This window comes from Saccharothrix sp. CCNWYY140 (assembly GCF_037401995.1).
Taxonomy (GTDB): domain Bacteria; phylum Actinomycetota; class Actinomycetes; order Mycobacteriales; family Pseudonocardiaceae; genus Actinosynnema.
Genome location: NZ_JBBEGC010000029.1, coordinates 18,340 through 43,007, shown reverse-complemented (window position 1 = coordinate 43,007; position 24,668 = coordinate 18,340). Strand labels below are relative to the sequence as shown.

The 24,668-nt window shown below is 72.0% G+C and carries 21 protein-coding genes; 9 read left to right on the top strand and 12 right to left on the bottom strand.

The window, feature by feature from the left end; genetic code table 11:
- Nucleotides 1-474: 474 nt before the first annotated feature.
- A complete protein-coding gene (locus WBN91_RS16085) occupies nt 475-618 on the bottom strand; it encodes a hypothetical protein (protein ID WP_337724514.1) in 144 nt (47 codons plus the stop codon).
- 66 nt (nt 619-684) lie between these two features.
- Nucleotides 685-1,134: a gamma-glutamylcyclotransferase family protein gene (locus tag WBN91_RS16080; protein ID WP_337724513.1), complete on the bottom strand. Its 450-nt coding sequence runs from the start codon at nt 1,132-1,134 to the stop codon at nt 685-687.
- 118 nt (nt 1,135-1,252) lie between these two features.
- On the opposite strand from WBN91_RS16080, the gene WBN91_RS16075 reads away from it, so the two are divergent.
- Nucleotides 1,253-2,656, top strand: a complete 1,404-nt coding sequence (locus WBN91_RS16075; protein ID WP_337724512.1) for an NAD(P)H-quinone dehydrogenase — start codon at nt 1,253-1,255, stop codon at nt 2,654-2,656.
- Between the two features lie 59 nt (nt 2,657-2,715).
- Here WBN91_RS16075 and WBN91_RS16070 read toward each other — a convergent pair whose 3' ends face one another.
- On the bottom strand, nt 2,716-4,218 hold the full coding sequence (locus WBN91_RS16070; RefSeq protein ID WP_337724511.1) for a carboxylesterase/lipase family protein: 1,503 nt from the start codon (nt 4,216-4,218) through the stop codon (nt 2,716-2,718).
- A 162-nt stretch (nt 4,219-4,380) separates the two neighbouring features.
- Between WBN91_RS16070 and WBN91_RS16065 the strand changes: the two genes are divergently transcribed.
- Both WBN91_RS16065 and WBN91_RS16060 read left to right on the top strand, forming a co-directional pair.
- Nucleotides 4,381-4,989 carry a class F sortase gene (locus WBN91_RS16065; RefSeq protein WP_337724510.1) on the top strand — a complete coding sequence of 203 codons (609 nt, stop codon included), beginning with the start codon at nt 4,381-4,383 and terminating at the stop codon, nt 4,987-4,989.
- Nucleotides 4,990-4,998: 9 nt separating this feature from the next.
- Entirely contained in the window at nt 4,999-5,712 is a 714-nt protein-coding gene (locus WBN91_RS16060; RefSeq protein ID WP_337724509.1) for a hypothetical protein, read from the top strand.
- A 64-nt stretch (nt 5,713-5,776) separates the two neighbouring features.
- On the opposite strand, the gene glpK is transcribed toward WBN91_RS16060, so the two are convergent.
- Both glpK and WBN91_RS16050 read right to left on the bottom strand, forming a co-directional pair.
- On the bottom strand, nt 5,777-7,282 hold the full coding sequence (gene glpK, locus WBN91_RS16055) for a glycerol kinase GlpK (protein WP_337724508.1): 1,506 nt from the start codon (nt 7,280-7,282) through the stop codon (nt 5,777-5,779).
- Nucleotides 7,283-7,305: 23 nt separating this feature from the next.
- A complete protein-coding gene (locus WBN91_RS16050) occupies nt 7,306-8,046 on the bottom strand; it encodes an MIP/aquaporin family protein (RefSeq protein WP_337724507.1) in 741 nt (246 codons plus the stop codon).
- A 189-nt stretch (nt 8,047-8,235) separates the two neighbouring features.
- On the opposite strand from WBN91_RS16050, the gene WBN91_RS16045 reads away from it, so the two are divergent.
- Complete coding sequence (locus tag WBN91_RS16045; protein WP_337724506.1) at nt 8,236-9,972, top strand: glycerol-3-phosphate dehydrogenase/oxidase; 1,737 nt, start codon at nt 8,236-8,238, stop codon at nt 9,970-9,972.
- Between the two features lie 313 nt (nt 9,973-10,285).
- Here WBN91_RS16045 and WBN91_RS16040 read toward each other — a convergent pair whose 3' ends face one another.
- The 6 genes from WBN91_RS16040 to WBN91_RS16015 form a co-directional block, all read right to left on the bottom strand.
- Nucleotides 10,286-11,554 carry an amidohydrolase gene (locus tag WBN91_RS16040; protein ID WP_337724505.1) on the bottom strand — a complete coding sequence of 423 codons (1,269 nt, stop codon included), beginning with the start codon at nt 11,552-11,554 and terminating at the stop codon, nt 10,286-10,288.
- Complete coding sequence (locus WBN91_RS16035) at nt 11,551-12,717, bottom strand: M20 family metallopeptidase (RefSeq protein ID WP_337724504.1); 1,167 nt, start codon at nt 12,715-12,717, stop codon at nt 11,551-11,553. Before WBN91_RS16035 ends, WBN91_RS16040 begins: the two co-directional genes overlap by 4 nt.
- Before the next feature lie 245 nt (nt 12,718-12,962).
- Nucleotides 12,963-13,247 (bottom strand): hypothetical protein, encoded by a 285-nt coding sequence (locus WBN91_RS16030; RefSeq protein WP_147459378.1) that lies wholly within the window; start codon nt 13,245-13,247, stop codon nt 12,963-12,965.
- 31 nt (nt 13,248-13,278) lie between these two features.
- Nucleotides 13,279-14,292 (bottom strand): methylmalonyl Co-A mutase-associated GTPase MeaB, encoded by a 1,014-nt coding sequence (gene meaB / locus WBN91_RS16025; RefSeq protein ID WP_337724503.1) that lies wholly within the window; start codon nt 14,290-14,292, stop codon nt 13,279-13,281.
- Nucleotides 14,285-16,456 carry a methylmalonyl-CoA mutase gene (gene scpA, locus WBN91_RS16020; RefSeq protein ID WP_337724502.1) on the bottom strand — a complete coding sequence of 724 codons (2,172 nt, stop codon included), beginning with the start codon at nt 16,454-16,456 and terminating at the stop codon, nt 14,285-14,287. Before scpA ends, meaB begins: the two co-directional genes overlap by 8 nt.
- Entirely contained in the window at nt 16,453-18,222 is a 1,770-nt protein-coding gene (locus WBN91_RS16015) for a methylmalonyl-CoA mutase family protein (protein WP_337724544.1), read from the bottom strand. The genes scpA and WBN91_RS16015 overlap by 4 nt, the downstream gene beginning before the upstream one ends.
- Nucleotides 18,223-18,335: 113 nt before the next feature.
- On the opposite strand from WBN91_RS16015, the gene WBN91_RS16010 reads away from it, so the two are divergent.
- The 3 genes from WBN91_RS16010 (at nt 18,336) to WBN91_RS16000 (ending at nt 23,410) form a co-directional block, all read left to right on the top strand.
- Nucleotides 18,336-20,051, top strand: a complete 1,716-nt coding sequence (locus tag WBN91_RS16010; protein WP_337724501.1) for a serine/threonine-protein kinase — start codon at nt 18,336-18,338, stop codon at nt 20,049-20,051.
- A 930-nt stretch (nt 20,052-20,981) separates the two neighbouring features.
- Nucleotides 20,982-21,797 carry a purine-nucleoside phosphorylase gene (locus tag WBN91_RS16005; RefSeq protein WP_337724500.1) on the top strand — a complete coding sequence of 272 codons (816 nt, stop codon included), beginning with the start codon at nt 20,982-20,984 and terminating at the stop codon, nt 21,795-21,797.
- Nucleotides 21,794-23,410 carry a phospho-sugar mutase gene (locus WBN91_RS16000; RefSeq protein WP_337724499.1) on the top strand — a complete coding sequence of 539 codons (1,617 nt, stop codon included), beginning with the start codon at nt 21,794-21,796 and terminating at the stop codon, nt 23,408-23,410. Before WBN91_RS16005 ends, WBN91_RS16000 begins: the two co-directional genes overlap by 4 nt.
- Here WBN91_RS16000 and WBN91_RS15995 read toward each other — a convergent pair.
- Complete coding sequence (locus WBN91_RS15995) at nt 23,400-23,699, bottom strand: hypothetical protein (RefSeq protein ID WP_337724498.1); 300 nt, start codon at nt 23,697-23,699, stop codon at nt 23,400-23,402. The two genes, WBN91_RS16000 and WBN91_RS15995, sit on opposite strands and share 11 nt — an antisense overlap.
- A 163-nt stretch (nt 23,700-23,862) precedes the next feature.
- Here WBN91_RS15995 and WBN91_RS15990 point away from each other — a divergent pair, with 163 nt between their 5' ends.
- Together WBN91_RS15990 and WBN91_RS15985 are read left to right on the top strand one after the other, a co-directional pair.
- Complete coding sequence (locus tag WBN91_RS15990) at nt 23,863-24,315, top strand: flavodoxin family protein (RefSeq protein ID WP_337724497.1); 453 nt, start codon at nt 23,863-23,865, stop codon at nt 24,313-24,315.
- A 7-nt stretch (nt 24,316-24,322) separates the two neighbouring features.
- Nucleotides 24,323-24,664 (top strand): RBBP9/YdeN family alpha/beta hydrolase, encoded by a 342-nt coding sequence (locus tag WBN91_RS15985; protein WP_337724496.1) that lies wholly within the window; start codon nt 24,323-24,325, stop codon nt 24,662-24,664.
- Nucleotides 24,665-24,668 lie beyond the last annotated feature (4 nt).

Below are 24,668 nucleotides of genomic sequence, written 5' to 3'. Positions count from 1 at the left end.
CGGTACGGGATCGGGGTTTCGCCCCTCGGTTCCGGTGTGACTCCACCGCACGGCGCCCACCGGCGCACCGACCTTGTCCCGTTCGGCCGCGGGGTGCTGGTCGAACGACACCGCGCCCTCGACCCCCGCACCCGCTGCGCGGCGACCTTGCTGCACGCCGGCCCATCGGCGTTGCTGTGCCGGGAAACCGCGCTGTTCCTGCAAGGCATCACGGCGGCCCGCACCGGCACCATGCACCTTCGGGTCCCCGAGGGCGTCCGCGTCGAGCCGCTGCGGGGCCTGACCATCCACCGCGGCCCGACCGACGATCACGTCGAGGTCGACGGCCTGCGCTGCCAACCCCTCGCCGAGGCCCTGACCGAGGTGGTGCGCACAGCGGACCGGCTCACCGCCCTCACGTGCGCCGACGAGGCCCTGAGCCGCGACCCGGGGCTGCGGGCGGTGCTGGACGACCCCTTGGTCCCCGGCGTGGGCTCAGCGCCGGCGTGCGCGTTGCTGCTGTCGCTGGTGGACGCGGGTCTGCCCGCACCGCGCGTCGAGCGGCACGGGCAGCAGGTCCACCTCACCTGGCCCGCGCACCGGACCGCCGTCGTCTACGGCGGGCAGTGGTCGGCGCACGACTGGGTCGTCGTCCCGGCGGACGACGTGGACGTGCGCAACCCCGTTCGGCTCATCTCACGGCTGTCACGGCCCGATGCCCTGGCACGGGCGGGTGCGCAGATCGGCCACGTAGTCGTCCGGCGCGCCGGCGGCCTCGGCCGCGTCGGCCACGACGCCGATGTAGCGGGCCGACGGCAGACCGCCCTCGTAGGCGTCCAGCACGTACAGCCACGCGGTGACCGAACCCTCCAGGGTCTGCACCCGCAATCGGATCTTCTTGTAGAGGCCGAGCGCGCCCTCCCACCGGTCCAGGCGGGACTCGTCGCGGGGGCTCACGTCGTAGAGCACGCAGAAGACCTGGGACTCCTCGTCCTCCACGATGGTGGCCAGCGCGCCCTCCCAGCCGAGGTCCTCGCCACCGAAGGTCAGACGCCAGCCGACGAGCCATCCGGTCCCCGCCATCGGCGAGTACGGGGCTCGCTCCATCATCTGGTTCGGATCCATGTTGGACCCGTACGCGGCATAGAGCGGCACGACGACAGCCTAGCGACCTATCGATCACCCGGAAGCACCAGAAGACCGGACGACACGCCCGCGCACCCGACCGCGTACGGTAAACGCGCCGGAGGAGAACCCTGAGGAAGGACGTGTCGTGACCCGCATCGTCATCATGGGCGGTGGGCCCGCAGGTTACGAGGCGGCGCTGGTCGCGGCGCAGCACGGGGCCGACGTCACGGTCATCGAACGCGAGGGCATGGGCGGCGCCTGCGTGCTCTACGACTGCGTGCCGTCCAAGACGTTCATCGCCTCGGCCGGTGGCCGCAGCGCCTTCCGCAACGCCGGTGAGCTGGGCATCCGCACCTCCGACACGACCGCCGCAGTCGACCTGCCGGTCGTGCACGGCCGCGTGAAGGGCCTCGCGCTGGCCCAGTCGTCGGACGTGCGGGCGCGGTTGCAGCGCGAGGGCGTGCGGATCATCATCGGCAACGCGAAGTTCTGCGACGACGCCCGCGGCCTGGCCCAGCACCAGGTCGTGGCCGAGCTCAAGGACGGCGGCAAAGAGGTGCTGCCCGCCGATGTGGTGTTGATCGCCACTGGCGCCACCCCGCGCGTGTTGCCCGGCGCCGAGCCGGACGGCAAGCGCGTCCTGACCTGGCGCCAGATCTACGACCTGCCCGAGCTGCCCGAGCACCTGGCGGTCATCGGCTCCGGTGTGACCGGCGTGGAGTTCGCCTCCGCCTACACCGAGCTGGGCGTGAAGGTGACGATGGTCTCCAGCCGGGACCGCGTGCTGCCGCACGAGGACGCCGACGCGGCCGTCGTGCTGGAGGACGTCTTCGCCGAGCGCGGCACGGCCGTCGTGAAGCACGCCCGCGCCGACCGCGTCGAGAACGTCGGCGACCAGGTCCTGATTCACCTGGAAGACGGTCGCACGATCGAGGCCAGTCACGCTCTGATGACCGTCGGCTCGGTGCCCAACACGACCGACATCGGCCTGGACAAGATCGGCATCGAACTGGGCCGCGGCGGCTACATCCCCGTGGACCGGGTGTCCCGCACCAACGTCCCCGGCGTGTACGCGGCCGGCGACTGCACCGGCGTGCTGCTGCTCGCGTCCGTGGCGGCCATGCAGGGCCGGATCGCCATGTGGCACGCGCTGGGCGAGGGCGTGAGCCCGATCAAGCTCAAGACGGTGGCCGCGAACGTCTTCACCAACCCCGAGATCGCGTCCGTCGGCATCAGCCAGCAGGCGATCGACTCGGGCGAGGTCCCGGCCCGGACCATCATGCTGCCCCTGGCCACCAACCCCCGCGCCAAGATGGAAGGCCTGCGGCGCGGTTTCGTGAAGCTGTTCTGCCGCCCGGCGACCGGCGTGGTCATCGGCGGTGTCGTGGTGGCACCGAACGCGAGCGAGCTGATCCTGCCGATCGCGCTCGCCGTGCAGAACCAGCTGACCGTCGAGGACCTGGCGACGACCTTCTCGGTCTACCCGTCCCTGACCGGCTCGATCACCGAGGCCGGCCGCCAGCTCATGCGCCACGACGACCTGGACTGACCACTCGGTGACGGCCGGCGGGATCGTGCAGACCCCGCCGGCCGATCACCGGTCATCGATCACCGCAGGATGCGCCAGAAGTCGACCTGGTGGCGGGCGGCGAAGTCCACCGGCCGGTCACCGGACGGCGTGAGCTCCCGGGCGAGCTGCCCGCGCTCGAAGCCGGTCGGGCGGCCGGTGCGCGCGAACGTCGTCCAGTACCCGATCATCCGGTCCCCCAACGCCCGCTGCTCAGTCGTCAGCGGCGTGTCGAAGCCCGTCGTGCGGAACAGGTACTGGAGTTCCGCCGTGTGGTACGCGCCGGTCGGGAAGCTCGGCGCCGGCAAGCCGCTCATCCACGGCGCGGCCGGGTCGGCGAACTCGTAGGCGAAGGTCGGCACCCGCGCGGCGGCCTGGCGGTGGAACTCGGCCGTCGCCTCGCCGTACAGCGCGTCCGTGACGACCGCCGCCCACGCCTCGCTCGGGCTCGCAGTCACCGGGTACCGGTCCAGCACGGCCGGCGCGTCCGACGCGCCGACGAACCTCGCGACCCGCGCCGCGTACTCCTCCGCCGTCACCGGCGGCACGCCGAAGGCCTCGTTCAGGCCGTCGGAGATGCGGTACTCGTCGCGCGTGATCCCGTGCAGCACCGGCACCCGCACCACCCGGCCCGCGACCGCCGGGTCGACCGGCAGGACGGCGGTGCCGTGGGTCGGCGCGAACCACTCCGCGGTGGCGAGCAGCTGCGCCGGAGTCTTCTGCCGCAGGCACGCCACGTCGGCGCAGCCCTGCGCCTGCGCGTACCGCACGCCCTGGCGCTCGGCGACCTCGCGGGACCGGGGGTACCCCGGCGGCTCCGCCTCGGGCGTGCCGTCCGCCGCGGGCCAGTCGGTCATCGTGCACGGCTCGCTCTGCACGACCGCCCGGTGGAACAGCCCTTGCGACCCGGGCGCGACCAGGTGCGCGCACACGCTGCGCGCCCCGGAGGACTCGCCCGCGATGGTGACGTTGCCCGGGTCGCCGCCGAACGCCGCCGCGTTGCGCCGCACCCACCGCAGCGCCGCCTGCTGGTCGGCCAGGCCGTAGTTGCCCGAACCAGCCAGCCCGGGGTGCGCGAGGAACCCGAACACGCCCAGCCGGTAGTTCACCGTCACCACGACCACGTCGCCGAGCGCCGCCATCCGCCGGGCGTCGTAGTCCGACCCGGCCCCGAACTGGAACGCCCCGCCGTGCAGCCACACCACCACCGGCTTGGCCCGGCCGGCGCGCGGCGCGGTGACGTCCAGGTACAGGCAGTCCTCGTGCTCGCTGCCCGCGCTGAAGCCGGCCGACTGAGCGCACGCGTGACCCGACGTGGTCGCGTCCCGGACCCCGGTCCACGGCCGCACCGGCCGGGGCGCGGCCCACCGCTCCGGCGGCTCCGCGTAGGGCAGTCCGCGGTAGACGCGGTGGTCCTCGCCCACCACCCCGCGCACGGCCCCGCTCGCGGTCACCACCACCTCGGGCCCCGACGCCGCCACCGCTGGACTGGCCGTGGACACCACGGCGGCACACACCACCAGCCCGATCAAGACTTTCTTCACAATTCCCCCAAGGTCAGGTATCCACCAGACACAAGGTGTCCACAGGACACTGATGTATACGGTAGACACTGATCGACACCCTCAGCAAGCCCCCACTAGTCCGATCAGGTGGCGGTGACCGATTCACCGCCACAAGCCCGCACATGGGCGGATTCTGGCCACATGGCGAGACTCGGCGCGGGCGTCCTCCTCGGGATGGCGCTCGCCCTCACCGCGTGCTCGACACCCGAGCCGACCACCGGTCCGACCCCGCCACCACCCGCGTCCGCACCGAGCGGCACGACCACGCCGTCCCCGGCCGCGCCGCCCCAGGCCGGCGCGACCCGGATCGACCCGACCGAGGTCGTGATCCCGAAGATCGGCGCGCGCTCCTCGCTCGTCCCGCTGGGCCTCAACCCCGACGAGACCATCGAGGTGCCGCCGGTCGAGCAGCCGATGCAGGCCGGGTGGTACGTCCACGCGCGGGCCCCCGGCGAGCCCGGTCCCGCGATCATCCTGGGCCACGTCGACGGCAACTCGCAGCCGGGCATCTTCCACCGCCTGGCGGAACTCGCGCCCGGCGACGGCATCGACGTGGCCCGCGCCGACGGTTCGACCGTCCGGTTCACCGTCGTGCGGGTCGACCAGGTCCCCAAGGAGCGCTTCCCCACGGACGCGGTCTACGGGGACACGCCCGACCCGGTGCTGCGCCTGATCACGTGCGGGGGAGTGTTCGACCGGTCCGCGCGCAGCTACCAGGACAACGTGATCGTCTACGCGAAAATGACCTGAGGGGGAACGATGAGACGTGTGACGGCCCTCGTGGCCGCGCTCCTCATGACCACAACCGCCGCAACCGCCACCGCCGCCGCCCAGGGCTTCCCGGGCATCAAGTTCACCCTGACGCCGCTCGAGGTCCAGCCGGGCGGCGTGATCACCGCCGAGGCCGCCGCACCGGACTGCAACGCGACCGGCTTCGGCCCGGTGACCTCGCCCGGGTTCGTCGCGCCGATCGAGTGGGGCCAGTACCCCGGCGGCCCGAGCGCCCAAGGCGTGCTGCGGGGCAACACCCGGGTCATCACGACCCCGGGCACCTACACCGCGACCGTCCGCTGCCTCCACAACCCGGACTTCGCGGAAGTCACCTTCACCATCCTCGCACCGCCGCCGCTGCGGGCGTTCAGCCTGGCGCCGCTGGAACTCCAGCCCGGCGGCGAGATCACCGGGAAGATGCCGGTCGAGAACGACTGCACCGGCACCACGATCACCTCGCCCGGCTTCGTCGCCCCGCTGGAACTCACGCCCGGCGGCGGCACCTCCTCCGAACTGGCCGGCAAGACCACGGTGGTGTCCACGCCCGGCGCCTACCAGGCCGTGATGACCTGCCGCGACGGCCCGTTCGCCGTGACCTTCACCGTCCTGGGCCAACCGCCCGCCAACGACCCGCCGCAGACCCAGCCGCCGGTCAAGAAGCCCAAGGGCGCGCCGGAGACCGGCGGGGGCGGTACCGCCTAGAACTTGTTGGACGCTCGCGCAGTTCTCAGCCCGAAAACTGCGCGAGCGTCCAACAGGACAACTACTACTCGACCCAGTCGAACGTCCGGGTCACGGCCTTCTTCCAGTAGTGGTACTGGCGCTCGCGGGTCTCGTCGTCCAGCGCCGGCTCCCACTGCTTGTCCTTCGCCCAGTTCTGGCGGATGTCGTCCTCGGACGCCCAGAACCCGACCGCGAGCCCGGCCGCGTACGCCGCGCCCAGCGCCGTGGTCTCCGCGACCACCGGCCGGATCACCGGCACGCCCAGGATGTCGGCCTGGAACTGCATGAGCAGCTCGTTGACCACCATGCCGCCGTCGACCTTCAGCGACGTCAGCGCCACCCCCGAGTCGGCGTTCATCGCGTCGATCACCTCGCGGGTCTGGAACGCGGTCGCCTCCAGCACCGCCCGCGCGAGGTGGCCCTTGTTGACGAACCGGGTCAGGCCGACGATCGCGCCACGCGCGTCCGACCGCCAGTACGGCGCGAACAACCCGGAGAACGCGGGCACGAAGTACGCGCCGCCGTTGTCCTCCACCGTCCGCGCGTGCTCCTCGATCTCGGCGGCCGTGCCGATCATGCCGAGGTTGTCGCGCAGCCACTGCACCAGCGAGCCGGTCACCGCGATGGAGCCCTCCAGCGCGTAGACCGGGGCGGCGTCGCCGATCTTGTAGCAGACCGTGGTGAGCAGGCCGTTCTCGCTCATCACCTTGTCGTTGCCGGTGTTGAGCAGCACGAAGTTGCCGGTGCCGTAGGTGTTCTTGGCCTCGCCGGGCGACAGGCACGCCTGCCCGAACGTGGCCGCCTGCTGGTCGCCGAGGATGCCCGAGATCGGGACGCCGGCCAGCGAGCCGCGCTCCCGGACCTGGCCGTAGGTCTCCGACGACGACCTGATCTCCGGCAGCATGGACAGCGGGATGCCCATGTCGGCGGCGATGCCCTCGTCCCAGCTCAGCGTTTCCAGGTCCATGAGCAGGGTGCGGGAGGCGTTGGTGGGGTCGGTGACGTGCACGCCGCCGTCCACGCCGCCGGTCATGTTCCACAGCACCCAGGTGTCCATGTTGCCGAACAGCAGGTCGCCGGCCTCGGCCTTCTCGCGCGCGCCGTCGACGTTGTCCAGGATCCAGCGGATCTTGGGGCCGGAGAAGTAGGTCGCCAGCGGGAGGCCGGTCTTGGGGCGGTAGCGCTCCTGGCCGCCGCCCAGGGCCGCCAGGTCCTGGCAGATCTTGTCGGTGCGGGTGTCCTGCCAGACGATCGCGTTGTAGACGGGCTTGCCGGTGGTGCGGTCCCACACGACGGCCGTCTCGCGCTGGTTGGTGATGCCGACGGCGGCGATGTCGGCGGCGGTGAGGTCGGCCTTCGCGAGCGCGCCGGCGGCGACCTGCCGGGTGTTGGTCCACACCTCCTCGGGGTTGTGCTCGACCCACCCGGCCTTGGGGAAGATCTGCTCGTGCTCCTTCTGGTCGACCGAGACCACCCGGCCCGAGTGGTCGAAGACCATGCAGCGGGTGGACGTCGTGCCCTGGTCGATCGCTGCCACGTACTTGGTCATGCGTCAGGTCCTTTCGGGGCGGGTCAGACCGGCAGGGCGAGGTAGAGCAGCGCCGCGAGGGCGCCGCCGACCAGCGGACCGACGACGGGGATCCAGGAGTAGCCCCACTCGGCGCTGCCCTTGTCGCGGATGGGCAGGATCGCGTAGGCGATGCGGGGACCGAGGTCGCGGGCGGGGTTGATGGCGTACCCGGTGGGGCCGCCGAGCGAGTTGCCGATGCCGATGACGACGAACGCGACGGCCGCGTAGCCCAGCGCGGAGTTGCCGAACTGCGGGACGCCGCCCTCCGCCTCCGTGGCGCCGGGGCTGAGCAGGATCCAGATGACCAGCACGAAGGTGCCGATGATCTCCGTGACGAGGTTCCACGGGACCGTCGGGACGGTCGGGCCGGTGCAGAAGATGCCACGGGTGTTGGGCAGGTCGTCGTGGGTGTCGAACTGGGCCTTGTACGCGGCCCAGGCGAGCACCGCGCCGAGGAACGCGCCGACCATCTCCCCCGCGAAGTAGACGGGCACCTTGGACCACTCGACCTTGTCCGAGATGGCCAGTCCGAGGGTGACGGCCGGGTTGAGGTGCGCGCCGCTGGGCGCGGCCACGCTGGCGCCCGCGAACACCGCGAAACCCCAGCCGAAGTTGATCAGGAGCCAGCCGCCGCCGTTGCCCAGCGAGTTCTTCAGGACAACGTTGGCGACGACACCCGCGCCGAGCAGGATCAGGATCGCGGTGCCGAGGGTCTCCCAGACGAAGATCGAGCCATTGCTCATCCGCCGACCTCCTTGCGTTGGCAGGGGACAGCGCTCGTGCCCGGGGTCCGGCGGCGCTGCCCACCCACGATGTTCGTTGACGCTAGTTCGCTTGGTGATCAGTTGTCTACGGTGGCGTACCGGCGAGTAACGTGGTCAAGTCAAGTCCTTGGTCCCGACCAGCCGTCAGTATCAGGGAGGCGTTGCACAGTGGCCACGCGCGAGACGCCCGCCGATCTCCAAGCCCCTGGCCGCCTGGGTCCCCGGGAGCGCGAGTCGACCTGGGACCGGCTGGGCTCGGAGACCTTCGACGTCGTGGTGATCGGCGGCGGCGTGGTCGGCGTCGGCTCGGCGCTGGACGCGGCGACGCGCGGCCTGCGGGTGGCGCTGGTGGAGGCGCGGGACCTGGCGTCCGGCACGTCCAGCCGGTCCTCGAAGCTGTTCCACGGCGGCCTGCGCTACCTGGAACAACTGGAGTTCGGGCTGGTCCGCGAGGCGCTGCGGGAACGCGAACTGATGCTCACCCGCATCGCGCCGCACCTGGTCAAGCCGGTGAGCTTCCTGTACCCGCTGACGCGCCGGATGTGGGAGCGCCCGTACACGGCGGCGGGCCTGATGCTGTACGACACGATGGGCGGCGCGCGGTCCGTGCCCGGCCAGAAGCACCTGACCAGGGCCGGCGCCCTGCGCATGGTGCCCGCGCTGAAGCCCGACGCCCTGATCGGCGGCATCCGCTACTACGACGCCCAGGCCGACGACGCCCGCCACACCATGATGGTCGGCCGCACCGCCGCGCACTACGGTGCCGTCGTGCGGACGTCGACGCAGGTCGTGGGCTTCCTGCGGGAGGCGGACCGGGTGTCCGGCGTCCGGGTCCGCGACGTCGAGGACGGCCGGGAAACCGACGTCCACGCCCACGCGGTGATCAACGCGACCGGCGTGTGGACCGACGAATTGCAACGGCTGTCGGGGTCGCGCGGGCGGTTCCGGGTGCGGGCGTCCAAGGGCGTGCACATCGTGGTGCCGAGGGACCGGATCGTGTCCGAGTCGGGGTTGATCCTGCGGACGGAGAAGTCGGTCCTGTTCGTCATCCCGTGGCGCAACCACTGGATCGTGGGCACCACGGACACGGACTGGAACCTCGACCTGGCCCACCCGGCGGCGACCAAGAACGACATCGACTACGTCCTGAACCACGTGAACTCGGTCCTGGCCACCCCGCTGACCCACGACGACATCGAGGGCGTGTACGCGGGCCTGCGCCCGTTGCTGGCCGGCGAGAGCGAGTCGACCTCGAAGCTGTCGCGGGAGCACGCGGTGGCGCGGGTAGCCCCGGGCTTGGTGGCCATCGCCGGCGGCAAGTACACGACGTACCGGGTGATGGGCGCCGACGCCGTGGACGCCGCGTCCGTCGACCTCCCGGGCCGCCTCCAGCCGTCGATCACCGACAAGGTGCCGCTGGTGGGTGCGGACGGCTACCACGCCCTGGTCAACCAGGCCGATCAGTTGGCCCACCGCTACGGCCTGCACCCATACCGCGTGCGCCACCTGCTGGACCGTTACGGGTCCCTGGTGCACGAGGTGCTGGCGGCGTCGGACCCGGAACTGCTCAAGCCCGTGCCCCACGCGCCGGACTACTTGCAGGTGGAGGTCGTGTACGCGGCATCGCACGAGGGCGCCCTGCACCTGGAGGACGTGCTGACCCGGCGGACCCGCATCTCCATCGAGTACCCGCACCGGGGCGTGGACTGCGCGGACGTGGTGGCCCGGCTGATGGCCCGGGTGCACGGGTGGGACGACGGCCAGGTGGCCCGGGAGGTCGAGATCTACACGGCCCGGGTGGCGGCGGAACGCGCCTCCCAGACCGAACCGAACGACCAGGCGGCGGACGCGGTCCGCTCGGCAGCCCCCGAGGCCCGCCCGAAGATCACCGAACCGCTGAGCTGACCTCCCGTCGATCCGCACGTGCACGTCCGGTCCGGGTCGTCCGTGTCCGGTGTGGACCGACGATCCGCCGCCTAGGCTCCCCGGTCGAGGACTGCTCGCAAAACGTCCGCGAGCGCTCAGCCCAGGGGGGGTACACCGATCCAGAGCGGGCCAGTTCCACTGCGGTGAGGGCATCCACCAGGCCCTGCGCATCATCCGGCAGCCGTCCGGCCACTACGAGCCGGTCTTCCGGCCTAGCCCACGCACTGCCCCGCAACCGGCGAAGGGGCCTGGTCAGGATGCCTGACCAGGCCCCTTCTCGTCCGACGCGGGGTCAGGCCAGCGAGGCGAGAGCCGCGTGGACCATGACCCGGACGCCGACCAGCAACGCGCGTTCGTCCAAGTCGAACCCAGGCTGGTGCAGGTCGCGCTGCTTCTCCACGCCGTTCCACACGCCCAGCCGGGCGAACGAACCGGGCACGTGCTCCAGGTACCAGCCGAAGTCCTCGCCGCCCGACGACTGCTCGGTGCCGGCCAGGGCGTCCTCGCCCAGCGCGGCCTCGATGCCGGCCCTCAGCAGCATGGTGGACTCGCGGTCGTTCACCACCGGGGGGACGCCCCGGCGGTGGTGGAGGTCGAAGCCCACGCCGGTCGGGGCGAGCAGCGCGCCGGTCAGTTCCTTGATCAACGGCTCCAGTTCGGCCCAGATGTCGCGGTCGCCGGTCCGCAGCGTGCCCCGCAGGACGCCGTCCTGCGGAACCGCGTTCGCCGCCTCACCTGCGTGAACCGCTCCCCACACCAGCACGGTGCCGGAGCGCGGGTCCACCCGCCGCGACAGCAGCGTCGGCAGGCCGGTGATGACCGTGCCCAGCGCGTGCACCAGGTCGGCCGTCAGGTGGGGGCGCGAGGTGTGGCCGCCCGGCGACGTGAGCCGGAGTTCCAGCAGGTCGCTGGCCGACGTGATGGCGCCGATGCGGGTGCCGATGCGGCCCACCGGGAGCCTCGGGTCGCAGTGGAGGCCGAAGATGCGTTCCACGCCGTCCAGGCCGCCGGCCGCGAGGACGTCCAGCGCACCGCCGGGCATGACCTCCTCCGCCGGCTGGAACACCAACCGCACCCGACCGGGCAGTTCGGTCGCCGAGGCCAGGGCCAGGGCCGCGCCCAACAGGATCGTCGTGTGGGCGTCGTGCCCGCACGCGTGGGCCACACCGTCCACTGTGGACGCGTAGGGGGCGCCGGTGTTCTCGGTGACGGGCAGGGCGTCGATGTCGGCGCGCAGGGCCACGCACCTCGGGCCGTTGCCGACGTCGCAGACCAGGCCCGTGCCGCCGGGCAGGATCCTCGGCTTGAGGCCCGCCGAGCGGAGCACGTCCGCTATCAGCTCGGTGGTGGCGAACTCCTTGCGGGACAGTTCCGGGTGCGCGTGGATGTGGCGGCGCCAGGCCACCACCTCGGACGCGTTGGCGTTCAGCCAGTCGTCCAGCCACGAGGGGCCGCGCCCCGCTCCCGGATCTTCCACAGGGGCAATGCTCACCCCGCGTTCCGTCAACAGCACCTCGGAGCCCTCCTCACCCGACGGCACGCGCGAGTCGAGAACCGTCATGCCGCACCACCCACGAGCCGGGCACGCTGCGCGTCGTCGGACGCGGCGGCGATTGTTGTCCAGGCCAGGGCGAGTGCTCCGTCGAGCACGGCTCGGTCGGCCGAAGCCGAGGCACAGGCGGTCGCGAACTCGATTTGGTGGTTCACCGCGTCTCCGCAGTCGATGGCGATGGTCGGGTGGATTGCGGGCAGCGCACGGGTGATGTTGCCCATGTCGGTGCTGCCGATCTTGTGGCCGCGTTCTTCCTCCGCGCTCAGCGGGGCGCGGCCCAGCGAGGTGGCCGCGCGCCGGTAGGCGTCGGCCAGCCACGGGTCCGGGGTGAGTTCGGCGTACACGGGCGAGACCTTCACGACCTCGTGCGTGCAGCCGGTGGCCAGGGCGCCCGCCTCGAAGCACCGGTTGATGCGCTCCTCCAGGCGGTGCAGGGACTCCATGTCCTCGGCGCGCAGGTCGAACATCGCCGACGTGCGGTCCGGGACGACGTTGGGCACGGTGCCGCCGCGCGTGACGATGCCGCTGACCATCTGGCCGGGCTCCAGGTGCTGGCGGGCGAGGCCGATGGCGACCTGCGCGACGGTGATGGCGTCGGCGGCGTTCACGCCCAGGTGGGGCGCGGCGGCGGCGTGCGAGGGGCGGCCGGTGTAGTGGACCTCGACGTCGGTGATGGCCAGCGAGCGCGCGGCGATGGCCTCGTAGGGCGCGGGGTGGACCATCATCGACAACGACACGTCGTCGAACACCCCGCGTTCCAGCATGAGGACCTTGCCGCCGCCGACCTCCTCGGCGGGCGTGCCGATCACGCGGACGGTCAGGCCCAGCTCGTCGGCCACGTCCCGCAGGGCCAGCGCGGCGCCGGCGGACGCGGCGGCGATGACGTTGTGTCCGCAAGCATGTCCGACCTCGGGCAGCGCGTCGTACTCCGCGCACAGGCCCAGGACGAGGTCGCCGGAGCCGAACGAGGCCGTGAACGCGGTCTCCAGCTCGGCCACGCCGCGCTCCACCTCGAAGCCCTCGGCGGCGAGCAGGTCGGCCACCTTGGCGGCGCTGCGGTGCTCGGCGAAGGCCAACTCGGGCTCGGCGTGGATGCTGTGCGAGAGCTCTACCAGCGCATTCGAGTACCGCTCGACGGCCGAGCGCGTTCTCACCTCGAAGTCGGTACCCATTTGCGTCCATCCTGCATCACGGTTCGACGGGCCGTGTGCCGGCGAGGTTGATCAACGCCGGCCGGTCGCGCGGCTGCGCCGAGCGGTGCGCGAGTTTCGGTCAGACCGATCAAGACCCGAGCAGCGCTCCTACACGCAGGAGACCATATAACGACCGGTGCGTCCCAACTAATGGGATACAGCCGTGCCCCAGCAGCCTGCGACCGGACCGCTACCCGGCGCCGACCGGACCGACCGACGAGCGGTCAGCCCTTCTTGGCCTTGCGCCACTTGTCCCACCGCTTCTTGTTACGCCAGTAAACGAGGGCGAACAACACCAGCGCGATACCACCGATCCACAACTTCTTGCGGGTCTCGGGGTTCACGCCGGTGTCGGGTTGCTGCGGTGCGTTGATGTCCGGCCCTGGTGAGACCGTGTCGGTCTGCTGGACGGCGGCGACGTGCGCGTGGTCTGTGGCGTTCGCCACTCCCGTCACGGTGAAGGCTCCGGCCAGCACGAAGAGGCACACCGCGAGCACAGTTCGCCACATGGTCACCAAGACTAGCCGATGAGTACCACTCTCAGCGGTCATCCAAACCGGTGCCCGTGTCACGGCCAGTGAAGGCGTCGAGGATGCGCTCAGCGGCCAGCGTGGCGGTCAACTCACCTTCGCGCACCTGGCGTTCCAGCTCCGGGACCAGCGCTTTCACCGCCGGGTTGGTGCGCAGACTCGTCAACAGCTGGTCGTTGACCATCGCCCACGTCCACTCGACCTGCTGACGCCGCCGCCGCTCGGCCAGCTCTCCGGCGTCCCGAAGCGCGGTCTGGTGCTGGACGACCTGCTGCCACACCGTGTCCAGCCCGGCCCCGGTGAGCCCGCTGCACGTCAGCACGGGCGGGTTCCACACGGCGTCCGGCGCGCGCAGCAGCCGCAGCGCGCCCGCCAGCTCGCGGGCGGCCTTGCGGGCGTCCTGCTCGAACGGCCCGTCCGCCTTGTTCACCGCGATCACGTCGGCCAGCTCCAGCACGCCCTTCTTGATGCCCTGGAGTTGGTCGCCGGTGCGCGCGAGGGTCAGGAACAGCGAGCAGTCGGTCATGTTGGCCACGGCGACCTCCGACTGGCCCACGCCGACGGTCTCCACCAGGACCACGTCGAACCCGGCCGCCTCGACCAGCACGATCGTCTCGCGGGTCGCCTTGGCCACACCGCCCAGCGTCCCGGACGTCGGGGACGGCCGGATGAACGCCGCCGGGTCCACGGCCAGCCGCGCCATGCGGGTCTTGTCGCCCAGGATCGAGCCGCCGGTGCGGGTGGACGACGGGTCCACCGCCAGCACGGCGACCCGGTGGCCCTGTTCGGTCAGCATCGAGCCGAACGCGTCGATGAACGTCGACTTGCCCACGCCCGGCACGCCGGTGATGCCGATCCGGTGCGCGCCGCCGGAGGCCGGCAGCAGCTCGACCAGCAGCTCCTGCGCGAGCCGTCGGTGGTCGGCCCGGGTCGACTCGACCAGCGTGATGGCCCGCGCGAGCGTGCTCCGGTCGCCGGCGAGCACGCCCTTCGCGTACTCGCCGACGTCGAGCGTCCTAGGCATGCCCGAGCTGCGCGGACAGCTTCTCCAGCAGGTCACCGGCCGCGTCGGCGATGACCGTGCCGGGCGGGAAGATCGCCGCCGCGCCCGCCGCGCGCAGGTCGTCGAAGTCCTGAGGCGGGATGACGCCGCCGACCACGATCATGATGTCCTCGCGGCCCAGCTCGGCCAGCGCCGACCGCAGCGCGGGCACCAGCGTGAGGTGCCCGGCGGCCAGCGAGGACACGCCGACGATGTGCACGTCCGCCTCGACGGCCTGGCGGGCGACCTCGTCCGGCGTCTGGAACAGCGGGCCGACGTCCACGTCGAAGCCGAGGTCGGCGAACGCGGTCGCGATCACCTTCTGCCCGCGGTCGTGGCCGTCCTGGCCCATCTTGGCGACGAGGATGCGCGGGCGGCGGCCTTCGGCCTCCGCGAACTCCTCGACCACCCGCCGGGTGGCGTCGACGTTGGACACCGAACCGACCTCCTCCCGGTAGACGCCGGTGATGGTGCGGATCTGCGCCGAGTGCCGGCCCCACACCTTGCCCAGGGCCTCGGAGATCTCGCCCACGGTGGCCTTGGCGCGGGCCGCGTCGATGGCCAGCTCCAGCAGGTTGCCGTCCGCGCCGGCCGCGTTGGTCAGGGCGTTGAGCGCACCGTCCACAGCGGACTGGTCGCGTTCTTCGCGCAGGCGCTGGAGTTTGGCGAGCTGCTGGGCGCGCACGCCGGCGTTGTCGACCTTGAGCACTTCGATCTGCTCGTCGAACTCGACCTGGTACTTGTTCACGCCGATCACCGGCTGCCGGCCGGAGTCGATGCGGGCCTGCGTGCGGGCCGCCGCCTCCTCGATGCGCAGCTTCGGGATGCCCGCGTCGATTGCCTGCGCCATGCCGCCCGCGGCCTCGACCTCGGTGATGTGCGCCCACGCCCGGTGCGCGAGGTCGTGGGTCAGGCGCTCGACGAACGCGCTGCCGCCCCACGGGTCGATCACGCGGGTGGTGCCGGACTCCTGCTGGAGCAGCAGCTGGGTGTTGCGGGCGATGCGCGCGGAGAAGTCCGTGGGCAGCGCCAGCGCCTCGTCCAGCGCGTTGGTGTGCAGGGACTGGGTGTGGCCCTGGGTGGCGGCCATCGCCTCCACGCACGTGCGGGCCACGTTGTTGAACACGTCCTGCGCGGTCAGCGACCAGCCGGAGGTCTGGCAGTGCGTCCGCAGGCTCAGCGACTTGGGCGACTTCGGGTCGAAACCCTTGACCAGCTTCGCCCACAGCAGGCGAGCGGCCCTCATCTTGGCCACTTCCATGAAGAAGTTCATGCCGATGGCCCAGAAGAACGACAGGCGCGGGGCGAACGCGTCGATGTCCAGGCCCGCGTCCCGGCCCGCCCGCAGGTACTCGACGCCGTCCGCGAGCGTGTAGGCCAGCTCCAGGTCGGCCGTCGCGCCGGCCTCCTGCATGTGGTAGCCGGAGATGGAGATGGAGTTGAACTTCGGCATCTTCCGCGAGGTGTACGAGAAGATGTCGGAGATGATCCGCATCGACGGCTGCGGCGGGTAGATGTAGGTGTTGCGGACCATGAACTCCTTGAGGATGTCGTTCTGGATGGTCCCCGCGAGCTGGTCCGGCGTCACCCCCTGCTCCTCCGCCGCCACGACGTAGAGCGCGAGCACGGGTAGCACCGCGCCGTTCATCGTCATGGACACCGACATCTTGTCCAGCGGGATGCCGTCGAAGAGCTGGCGCATGTCGTAGATCGAGTCGATCGCCACGCCCGCCATGCCCACGTCTCCGGCCACGCGCGGGTGGTCGGAGTCGTAGCCGCGGTGGGTGGCCAGGTCGAACGCGACCGACAGGCCCTTCTGCCCGGCCGCGAGGTTGCGGCGGTAGAAGGCGTTGGACTCCTCGGCCGTGGAGAAGCCCGCGTACTGGCGGATCGTCCACGGCTGGTTGACGTACATCGTGGGGTACGGGCCGCGCAGGAACGGCGCGATGCCGGGGTAGGTCCCGAGGAAGTCCAGGCCCTCGGTGTCGGCGGCGGTGTAGACGGGCTTGACGCCGATGCCCTCCGGCGTCTCCCACACCAGCGCGTCCGGGCCCTTGCCGGTGGTCTGGTGCAGCGCCTCCTGCCACTGCTCGGCGGTGGCCGTGGTGGGCTCGCCCAGCTCGACGTCGGCGAAGTTCGGGATCATCGCTGTACTCCGAGGAACTCGAAGGTGTGCTCCAGCACCCGCAGCGCCGGACAACCGGTGTAGACGTACTCGTCGATCCGTGCGTCGGACTTCTTGCCCGCCAGGAGCACCCGTTCGGCGCCCGCTGCGCGGAGGGCGTCGGCGACCGGGGCGGCGAGTTCGGCGTAGCTGGTCTCGCTGCCGGCCAGGCAGGCGATCCGGGCACCGCTGGCCTTGAAGGCGTTCACCACGTCCTCGACGGTCTTGGTCGCGCCCGCGGCCGGGGTCTCGATGCCGCCCGCCTGGAACAGGTTCGCGGCGAACGTGGCCCGTGCGGTGTGCGCGGCGACCGGGCCGAGGGTGGCGAGGAAGACCTTCGGGCGTTCCGGCGCGGCGTCGGCGGCGTCCCGGAGCGCTTCGTAGGCCTGCGCGTACCGGATGCGCGGGAGGCCGCCGGACGGCTCCTCCGGGGCCTTCTCGCGCTTGACCGGCTGTTCGGCGAGGTTCGGGAACTCGCTGACACCCGTGATGGCGTCGGTGCGGTCGGCCAGGTTCTCGCTGCGGTGCGCCCAAGTCTCGGCGATCTTGTCCGTGACCAGCGGGAAGGCGTTGAGCAGACCGCCTGCGGCCTCGATCTCGCGGAACCACGCCCAAGCCGCGTGCGCCAGGTCGTCGGTCAGCTTCTCGACGTACCAGGAGCCGCCCGCCGGGTCGATCACGCCCGCCACCCGCGACTCCTCCAGCAGCAGCGACTGGGTGTTGCGGGCGATGCGGCGGGCGAAGTCGTCGGGCAGGCCGATGGCGTGGTCGAAAGGCAGCACGGTCACCGAGTCCGCGCCGCCCACGCCCGCGCCGAACGCGGCGACCGTGGTGCGCAGCATGTTCACCCACGGGTCGCGGCGGGTCATCATCGCGGGTGCGGTGACGGCGTGCTGGACCTGCGGGTTCGGCGCGCCCGCGACCTCCGTGACCCGCGCCCACAACCGCCGCGCGGCCCGGAACTTCGCGATGGTGAGGAACTGGTCCGCGGTGGCCGCGTACCGGAACTCCAGCAGCCGCACGGCGTGCTGCGCGGACAGGCCGAGGTCGGTGAGCGCCCGCAGGTAGGCGACGCCCGCGGCGAGCGAGGCGCCAAGCTCCTGCGCGTCCGAGCCGCCCGCCTCGTGGAACGGCAGGCCGTCCACGACGACCACGCGCAGGTCGGGGAAGTTCTTGGCCTTCTCGACCAGGTCTTTCAGCGCTTCGAGGTCGGCGGGCTGCCCGGTCCGGGCCTGGACGCCGATCGGGTCCGCGCCGACGTTGCCCCGGACCTGGCTCGCGAGCACCGGGCGCTGGTCCCAGATGCGCAGCATCTCCAGGCCGGCGGCGCGGAAGTCGGCGCCGGCGTCCACGACGACCGGCGCGAGGTCCAGGTAGACCTCGGCGAGGACGTCGTCGAGCTTGTCTCCGGGTGTCTTGAGCCAGAGGGACGTGACGCCGTTCTCCAGGTCGGCCATGACCGCGTTGCGGTCGGCGACCCGGTGCAGCTGCCGGACGTCCCAGCCCTCGACCGCGCCCTGCGGCTTGCCACCCCGGGTGAACGGGGCCAGGCCGGGGAAGCCGGCGGCCGGCGCGGTGTCGTCGGCGGTGTAGAGGGGTTGGAGGCGGATGCCGTCGTAGGTCGTGGTCACCAGGGACTCGAACTCCGCGCCGGACTTGCGGAGCACGCCCTGGACCAGTTCCAGCCACTGCTCCCGATCCGGGGCAGGGAATTCGGCGGCCAGCGCCAGTTCGCCAGTCGGCTCCATCATGCTCCGAAGTGTTACTCAGCAGTAGTGCGGCGGCTATGTGAGGTGCACCGCCGTGATCGGTGCAGTCGTGTCTACCAGTGTGTCCTTGAGCCTGTCTTGCGCGGTGAACAATGAGCTTCGTGGAAACCGAGCGCCTGATCGCCGGCCGCTACCGGCTGCACCACGTCCTGGGCCGAGGCTCGATGGGCACCGTGTGGGCCGCTCACGACGAGGTGCTGCGCCGGGACGTCGCCGTGAAGGAGGTCCTGGTGCCGCCGGGCACCCCGGACACCGAAGCGGAGTTGCTTCGGGAACGCACGCTGCGCGAGGCGCGCTCGGTCGCCCAACTCACCCACCCGAACGTGGTCACGATGTACGACGTCCAACAGGTCGACGGCGACCCGTACGTGGTGATGGAACTGGTGCCGTCGGAGTCGCTCGCGGACGTGGTCCGCCGGCGGGGACCTCTGTCCGCATCCCAGGGCGCGGTGGTCGCGGACGCCGTCGCCGCAGCTCTGGAGGCCGCGCACCGGGCGGGCATCACCCACCGGGACGTGAAGCCGGGAAACGTCCTGGTGGCCGACGACGGCCGGGTCAAGCTGACCGACTTCGGGATCGCCCGCAACGTCGCCGAGGCGACCCTGACCAGCCGGGGCATCACCCTGGGCACGCCCGCTTTCATCGCTCCCGAGGTGGCGGCCGGCGGCGCCGTGTCGCCCGCGGCGGACCAGTGGTCGCTGGGAGCCACGTTGTTCGCCGCGATGACCGGCCAGCAGCCGTACGAGGGCGCGAACGTGTTGCAGACCATCAACCAGGTCGTGCACGGCGAGGTCCCGTCTGCGGCGGTGTGCGGCGACTTGGCCCCGGTGGTGGCGGGCTTGATGACCAAGGACCCACGCGCCCGGATGCCCCTGTCCGAGGTCCGCCGCACCGTCCGCCCACTCCTGCCCGAGCCCGGCACGGAGGTCTTCCCGGCCAACGCCGACACCCGCCCGGTGGTACCCATCACCAGGCCCCCGGCAGTCTCGTTCGACCGGCCGCCGGCAGTCTCGTTCGGCCGGCCGCCGGCGGTCTCGTCCGGCGCCTCGACAAAGCCAGTGGTCCCAGCAGACACCCCTCTCGCCGCCGACCCCGGCCCTCTCCCCTTCACCCACACCCCACCGCCCCGGCGCTCACCGTTCTGGGTGGTGGCCGTGTTCGCGGTGGTCCTGTTCCTGATCGGCGGCAGCGCGGGCTTCGCCATCACCCGAACCCTGGCCGGCGCACCACTCCTACCGCCACCCGAGGCGACCGGCCTTTCCCTACCGGCCATCTCGTCCACTGTGTCCCTGCGCCCCACCACCGCGTCGGCGGCGACGGCGAAGGGCGAGCAGGGGGCGCAGTTCAGCATCGAGGTCGGGGCGGACTGGACGAGCTTCCTGGAGCAGCGGACGAACAAGGGTCTGGTGCCGAGCACGGTGGTGCACCTGGTCGCGCCGACCGGGGTGTACGAGGTGACGGTCCAGCGTTTCCCGGACTTCTACCCACGGCGGAAGATCAAGGACTACTTGGCGCTGGTGCGGTCGCGGTGGGCGGAGGACATGTACTTCGGCGAGGTCGTCGAGTCGGCGGAGGGGCTGCCGGTCGGCGGGCCGGAGGGGGCCGTGCAGTTCAGTTACCGGACGGTGGAGCAGTCGACCGTGTCGGATGGCCGCGAAGAGCCGCTGCGACGGTCGAGGTATTCGCGGGTGCTGCCGCGGGGGACGGATTTGTGGGTGGTGGAGGTCGTGTTCCCGACGGAACAGGAGGAGACAGGCAGGGACACCTTGTTCACCCCCATCGCCCGAACCTTCGCAGTATCCCCCTGACCTGCAAAAACACCGCCACCGGAAGATCACCCATTCGAGCGACATACAGAATCCGCGACCAACCGCCCCCTCACGCGTCCCGTGAATATGAGGAACGCGGACCCAGGCCCCACCCCACACCCCGACCCCCCGCCCCCACCACCCCGCCAGCCACCTCCCCCACCGCCTCACCACGCCACACACCGCAACAAGACCCCCGCCGCAGCCACACGCTGCCGCCAGACGCCGCCGCCAGACGCCGCGGCCACACCCGCTCGCCGCCGGCCCCACAGGCCCCAGCCAGCACCCGCGTGCCGGCCCGCCAAGCCCTCCCACCACCCGGCTGCCCGCCAGGCCCTCGCACCGGCCCCGCTGCCCGCCCAGCCGGCCCCGGCCACGCCGCCGCCCGCGCCGCACCGCCCGCGCCCGCCGCCGCCCCACCTGCCCGGCCGCACCCCACCTGGCCAGCCGCGCCCCGCCTGCCCAGCCGCACCCCACCTGGCCAGCCGCGCCCCGCCTGCCCAGCCGCACCCCACCTGGCCAGCCGCGCCGCACCCGCCTGCCCGCCGCGCTGCGCCGCCTGCCCGCTGCTGTCCCGCCCCGCGCCCAACCTCGCCCCACGCCACCCCGCGCCAACCTCGCCGCGCCAACCCGCCACGCCGCGCCCAACCCCGCCACGCCGCGCCCGCCGCGTCCCGCCCAACCCCGCCCGCGCCCGTTCCCGCACCAACGCCCGGGTGGCCCATCGGTCGGCCGGTCGGCCGGCCGGTCGGCCGGCCGGTCGTGTGGGCGGTCGGTCGTGTGGGCGGCCGGGCGAGTGGGCGGCCGGGCGAGTGGGCGGCCGGGCGAGTGGGCGGCGCGCGGCGCGTGTGATGAGCGGGCGCGTGGCGCGTCGATCGGGTGGTCGGGTGGGTGGCGGCGGGGGGCGTTCGGGGCTATTAGGCTCGCGGCGTGACCGCCATCAGTGAAGATCTCACCGGAGACAGTGCCCTTGAGCAGCACGCTGCCGCCGTGCTCGCCGAGAGGACCGGTGTCGCTCGGCATGACATCGCCGTTGTCCTCGGGTCCGGGTGGCGGCCTGCCGCCGACCTCATCGGTGAGCCTGCCGCCGAGGTGCCGATGGGTGACCTGCCCGGGTTCGAGAAGCCGACCGCGTTCGGGCACGGTGGGACGGTTCGGTCCGTGCCCGTCGGGGAGAAGAACGTCCTGGTCCTCCTCGGGCGCACGCACGGGTACGAGGGCAAGGGGGTCGGCAAGGTCGTCCACGGTGTGCGGACCGCGGCGGCGGCCGGGGTGCGGTCGGTCGTGTTGACCAACGCCGCCGGTGGGTTGCGCGACGGCATGTTCGTCGGGCAGCCGGTGCTGATCAGCGACCACCTGAACCTGACCTCCGCGTCGCCGCTGGTGGGTGCGCGGTTCGTCGACCTGACCGACCTGTACTCGCCGCGGCTGCGCGAGATCGCCCGCGAGATCGACCCCTCGCTGGAGGAGGGCGTCTACGCGGGGCTGCCCGGGCCGCACTTCGAGACGCCGGCCGAGATCCGGATGCTGCGCACGCTCGGCGCCGACCTGGTGGGCATGTCGACCGTGCTCGAGGCGATCGCCGCGCGGGCCGAAGGGGTCGAGGTCTTCGGGTTGTCGCTGGTGACGAACCTCGCCGCGGGCATCACGGGCGAGCCGCTCAACCACGAGGAAGTGCTGGAGGCGGGTGCGGCGGCGGCCAGTCGGATGGGCACGTTGCTGCGCGAGCTGGTGGCGCGCGCATGACGCTGACCCCGGCGCTGCGCGACGCCGCGTTCCGGTGGATCGCCGACGACCCCTCGCCCGACACGCGTGCCGAGTTGCAGGCCGTGCTGGCGCGGGCGATGGGTGGTGAGCCGGGCGCGGTCGAGGACCTGGCCGATCGGATGGCCGGGACGTTGACGTTCGGCACGGCCGGGCTGCGCGGGCCGGTGCGGGCCGGGTCGAACGGGATGAACCGGGCCGTCGTGACCCGGACCACGGCCGGGCTCGCGGACTGGCTGCGGGGCCGCGGGCACAGCGGGCTGGTGTTCGTCGGGCGGGACGCGCGGCACGGGTCGGAGGAGTTCGCCGAGGCCGCCGCGTCGGTGTTGGCGGGCGCCGGGTTCACCGTGCGGGTGCTGCCCGGACCGCTGCCGACGCCGGTGCTGGCGTTCCTGGTGCGCAAGCACGGCGCGGTCGCCGGGATCCAGATCACCGCCTCGCACAACCCGCCCGCCGACAACGGCTACAAGCTCTACCTCGCCGGCGGCGGGCAGATCGTGCCGCCCGCGGACCGGGAGATCGAGGCCGCGATCGCGGCGGTGCCGGCGGCCGTGTCGGTGCTGTTGTCGAAGGACTACCTGCCGGTGTCGGACGCCGAGGTCGACGAGTACCTCGAACGAGTGGCGTCGCTGCCCCGCGGCACGGCGCGTGACCTCCGGGTCGTGCTGACCCCGATGCACGGCGTCGGCGGGCAGTTCGCCGTGGACGCGCTGCGCCGCGCCGGGTTCACCGACGTGCGGGTGGTGCGGTCGCAGGCCGTGCCGGACCCGGACTTCCCGACCGTCGCGTTCCCCAACCCCGAGGAGCCGGGCGCGGCCGACGAGCTGCTCAAACTCGCCGCCGAGGAGGACGCGGACCTGGCGATCGCGCTGGACCCGGACGCCGACCGGTGCGCGCTGGGCGTGCGCGAGCGGGACGGGTCGTGGCGGATGCTGCGCGGTGACGAGACCGGTGTGCTGCTGGGCTCCCTGGTTCTGTCCACTGTGGACAAACCGGATCCGTTGGTGGCCACCACGATCGTGTCCTCGTCGCTGCTCAAGTCGATCGCGGCGGCGCACGGCGCGCGGTACGCGGAGACGCTGACCGGCTTCAAGTGGCTGGTGCGCGCGGGCGAAGGCCTGGTGTTCGCGTACGAGGAGGCGCTGGGCAACTGCGTCGACCCCGAGCACGTCAACGACAAGGACGGCATCTCGGCGGCCGTGCTGGCGTGCGACCTGGCGGCGGGGCTGAAGTCGGCCGGGCGGACGCTGCTGGACGCGCTGGACCAGCTCGCCGTCGACCACGGCCTGCACCTGACCGACCAGGTGTCGCTGCGGTTCACCGACCTGAGCCGGATCGGCGCCCTGATGGCCCGCCTGCGCGCCGACCCGCCCGCGGGTTTCGCGTTCGAGGACCTGCTGCCCGAGGCGGACGTCGTGCGGCTGACCGCCGAGGGCGTGCGGGTGGTCGTGCGGCCGTCCGGCACGGAACCGAAGCTGAAGGCCTACCTGGAGGTCGTCGAACCGGTGTCCGGCGACCTGGACGCGGCACGCGCACGGGGCGCGGACCGCCTGGCCGCGCTGCGCGCCCAGGTCTCGGAACTGCTCACACCATAAGCGCGAGCAGCAGGCACAGGACCGCGACGACGAGGGAAACGCCCGCCACCACGTACGGCCGCTTGGTCGGCGGGCTGACCCGGTTCTGGGTGAACGCGGCGACCGCGATCCGCCCGGAGATGTAGCTGACCGTGCTCAGCGAGACACCGAGCGCGAGGATCATCGTGTTGACGTCCCACGGGCTGTGGTCGACCCCCGGCCACAACGCGATGAACACCAACGGCAACCCGATGAGCCCGACCCCGACCGCGACGCCACCACCCCACGTGATCCGCCGGTTCCGACTCATCGTGGCGATGCTACGAGTGTCCATTTCTCCCTCCCGGTCACCAATGAAGACGCGCGACAGCGTTGTCGGTTCCCTCCCTTCACGCTATCGGGTCCCGACCACGGCCCCGACCGTGGACCACGACCGGTGGGCACCGCCTCGCCCGGGCCGGCAGGCTGGCCCGGTGCCGAGGTTGCTGATCGTCCACCACACGCCGTCGCCGGGGATGCAGGAGTTGTTCGAGGCGGTGGTGAAGGGGGCTACCGATCCGGACATCGTCGGGGTCGAGGTGGTGCGGCGGCCGGCGTTGGGGGCTGGGGTGTCGGACGTGTTGGAAGCCGACGGGTTCGTGTTGGGGACGCCGGCCAACATCGGGTACATCAGCGGGGCGTTGAAGCACTTCTTCGACACCGTCTACTACCCCTGCCTGGACGCCACGCGCGGGCGGCCGTTCGGGGCGTACGTGCACGGCAACCAAGGGACCGAAGGCGCGGTGAAGGCGATCCGGGACATCACCGCCGGCATGGGCTGGAAGGAAGTCGTGGAGACCGTCGAGGTGATGGGCGGTGTCGACAAGGGGGCCTTGGAGCGGTGTTGGGAGCTCGGGGCGACGGTTGCCGCGTCCCTGATGGAATGAGCCGCCGGTGCTGGTCGGGCACAGCCTGGGGGTGTTGACGGTCGCGCATTGGGTGGCCGGTGGCGGACGGGCGGTGCGCGGGGCGTTGTTGGTGACGCCGGCCGATGTCGAGCGCAACCCCGACCCCGCCATCCGGGGCTTCGCGCCGATCCCCCGCACGCCGTTCCCGTTCCCCGCGATCGTGGCCGCCAGCCGCACCGACCGGTGGATGACGCCTGAGCGCGCACGCGAGTTCGCGGACGCCTGGGGTGCCGAACTGGTCGACGTCGGACCCGTCGGGCACCTCACCGTCGCCGAAGGTCCCGGCGCCTGGGCGGTGGGCCGGGAACTCCTCGACGCGTTGCGCTAGCCGC

Excerpts from the sequence above, each read along its gene's own strand:
- WBN91_RS15995 (WP_337724498.1), bottom strand. The coding sequence starts at position 23,699 with ATGAGTCGGAACCGGCGGATCACGTGGGGTGGTGGCGTCGCGGTCGGG.
- WBN91_RS16065 (WP_337724510.1), top strand. The coding sequence starts at position 4,381 with ATGGCGAGACTCGGCGCGGGCGTCCTCCTCGGGATGGCGCTCGCCCTC.
- WBN91_RS16000 (WP_337724499.1), top strand. The coding sequence starts at position 21,794 with ATGACGCTGACCCCGGCGCTGCGCGACGCCGCGTTCCGGTGGATCGCC.
- WBN91_RS16035 (WP_337724504.1), bottom strand. The coding sequence starts at position 12,717 with ATGGGTACCGACTTCGAGGTGAGAACGCGCTCGGCCGTCGAGCGGTAC.
- WBN91_RS16030 (WP_147459378.1), bottom strand. The coding sequence starts at position 13,247 with ATGTGGCGAACTGTGCTCGCGGTGTGCCTCTTCGTGCTGGCCGGAGCC.
- scpA (WP_337724502.1), bottom strand. The coding sequence starts at position 16,456 with ATGATCCCGAACTTCGCCGACGTCGAGCTGGGCGAGCCCACCACGGCC.
- WBN91_RS16010 (WP_337724501.1), top strand. The coding sequence starts at position 18,336 with ATGAGCTTCGTGGAAACCGAGCGCCTGATCGCCGGCCGCTACCGGCTG.
- glpK (WP_337724508.1), bottom strand. The coding sequence starts at position 7,282 with ATGACCAAGTACGTGGCAGCGATCGACCAGGGCACGACGTCCACCCGC.
- WBN91_RS16050 (WP_337724507.1), bottom strand. The coding sequence starts at position 8,046 with ATGAGCAATGGCTCGATCTTCGTCTGGGAGACCCTCGGCACCGCGATC.
- WBN91_RS16040 (WP_337724505.1), bottom strand. The coding sequence starts at position 11,554 with ATGACGGTTCTCGACTCGCGCGTGCCGTCGGGTGAGGAGGGCTCCGAG.
- WBN91_RS16060 (WP_337724509.1), top strand. The coding sequence starts at position 4,999 with ATGAGACGTGTGACGGCCCTCGTGGCCGCGCTCCTCATGACCACAACC.
- WBN91_RS16015 (WP_337724544.1), bottom strand. The coding sequence starts at position 18,222 with ATGGAGCCGACTGGCGAACTGGCGCTGGCCGCCGAATTCCCTGCCCCG.
- meaB (WP_337724503.1), bottom strand. The coding sequence starts at position 14,292 with ATGCCTAGGACGCTCGACGTCGGCGAGTACGCGAAGGGCGTGCTCGCC.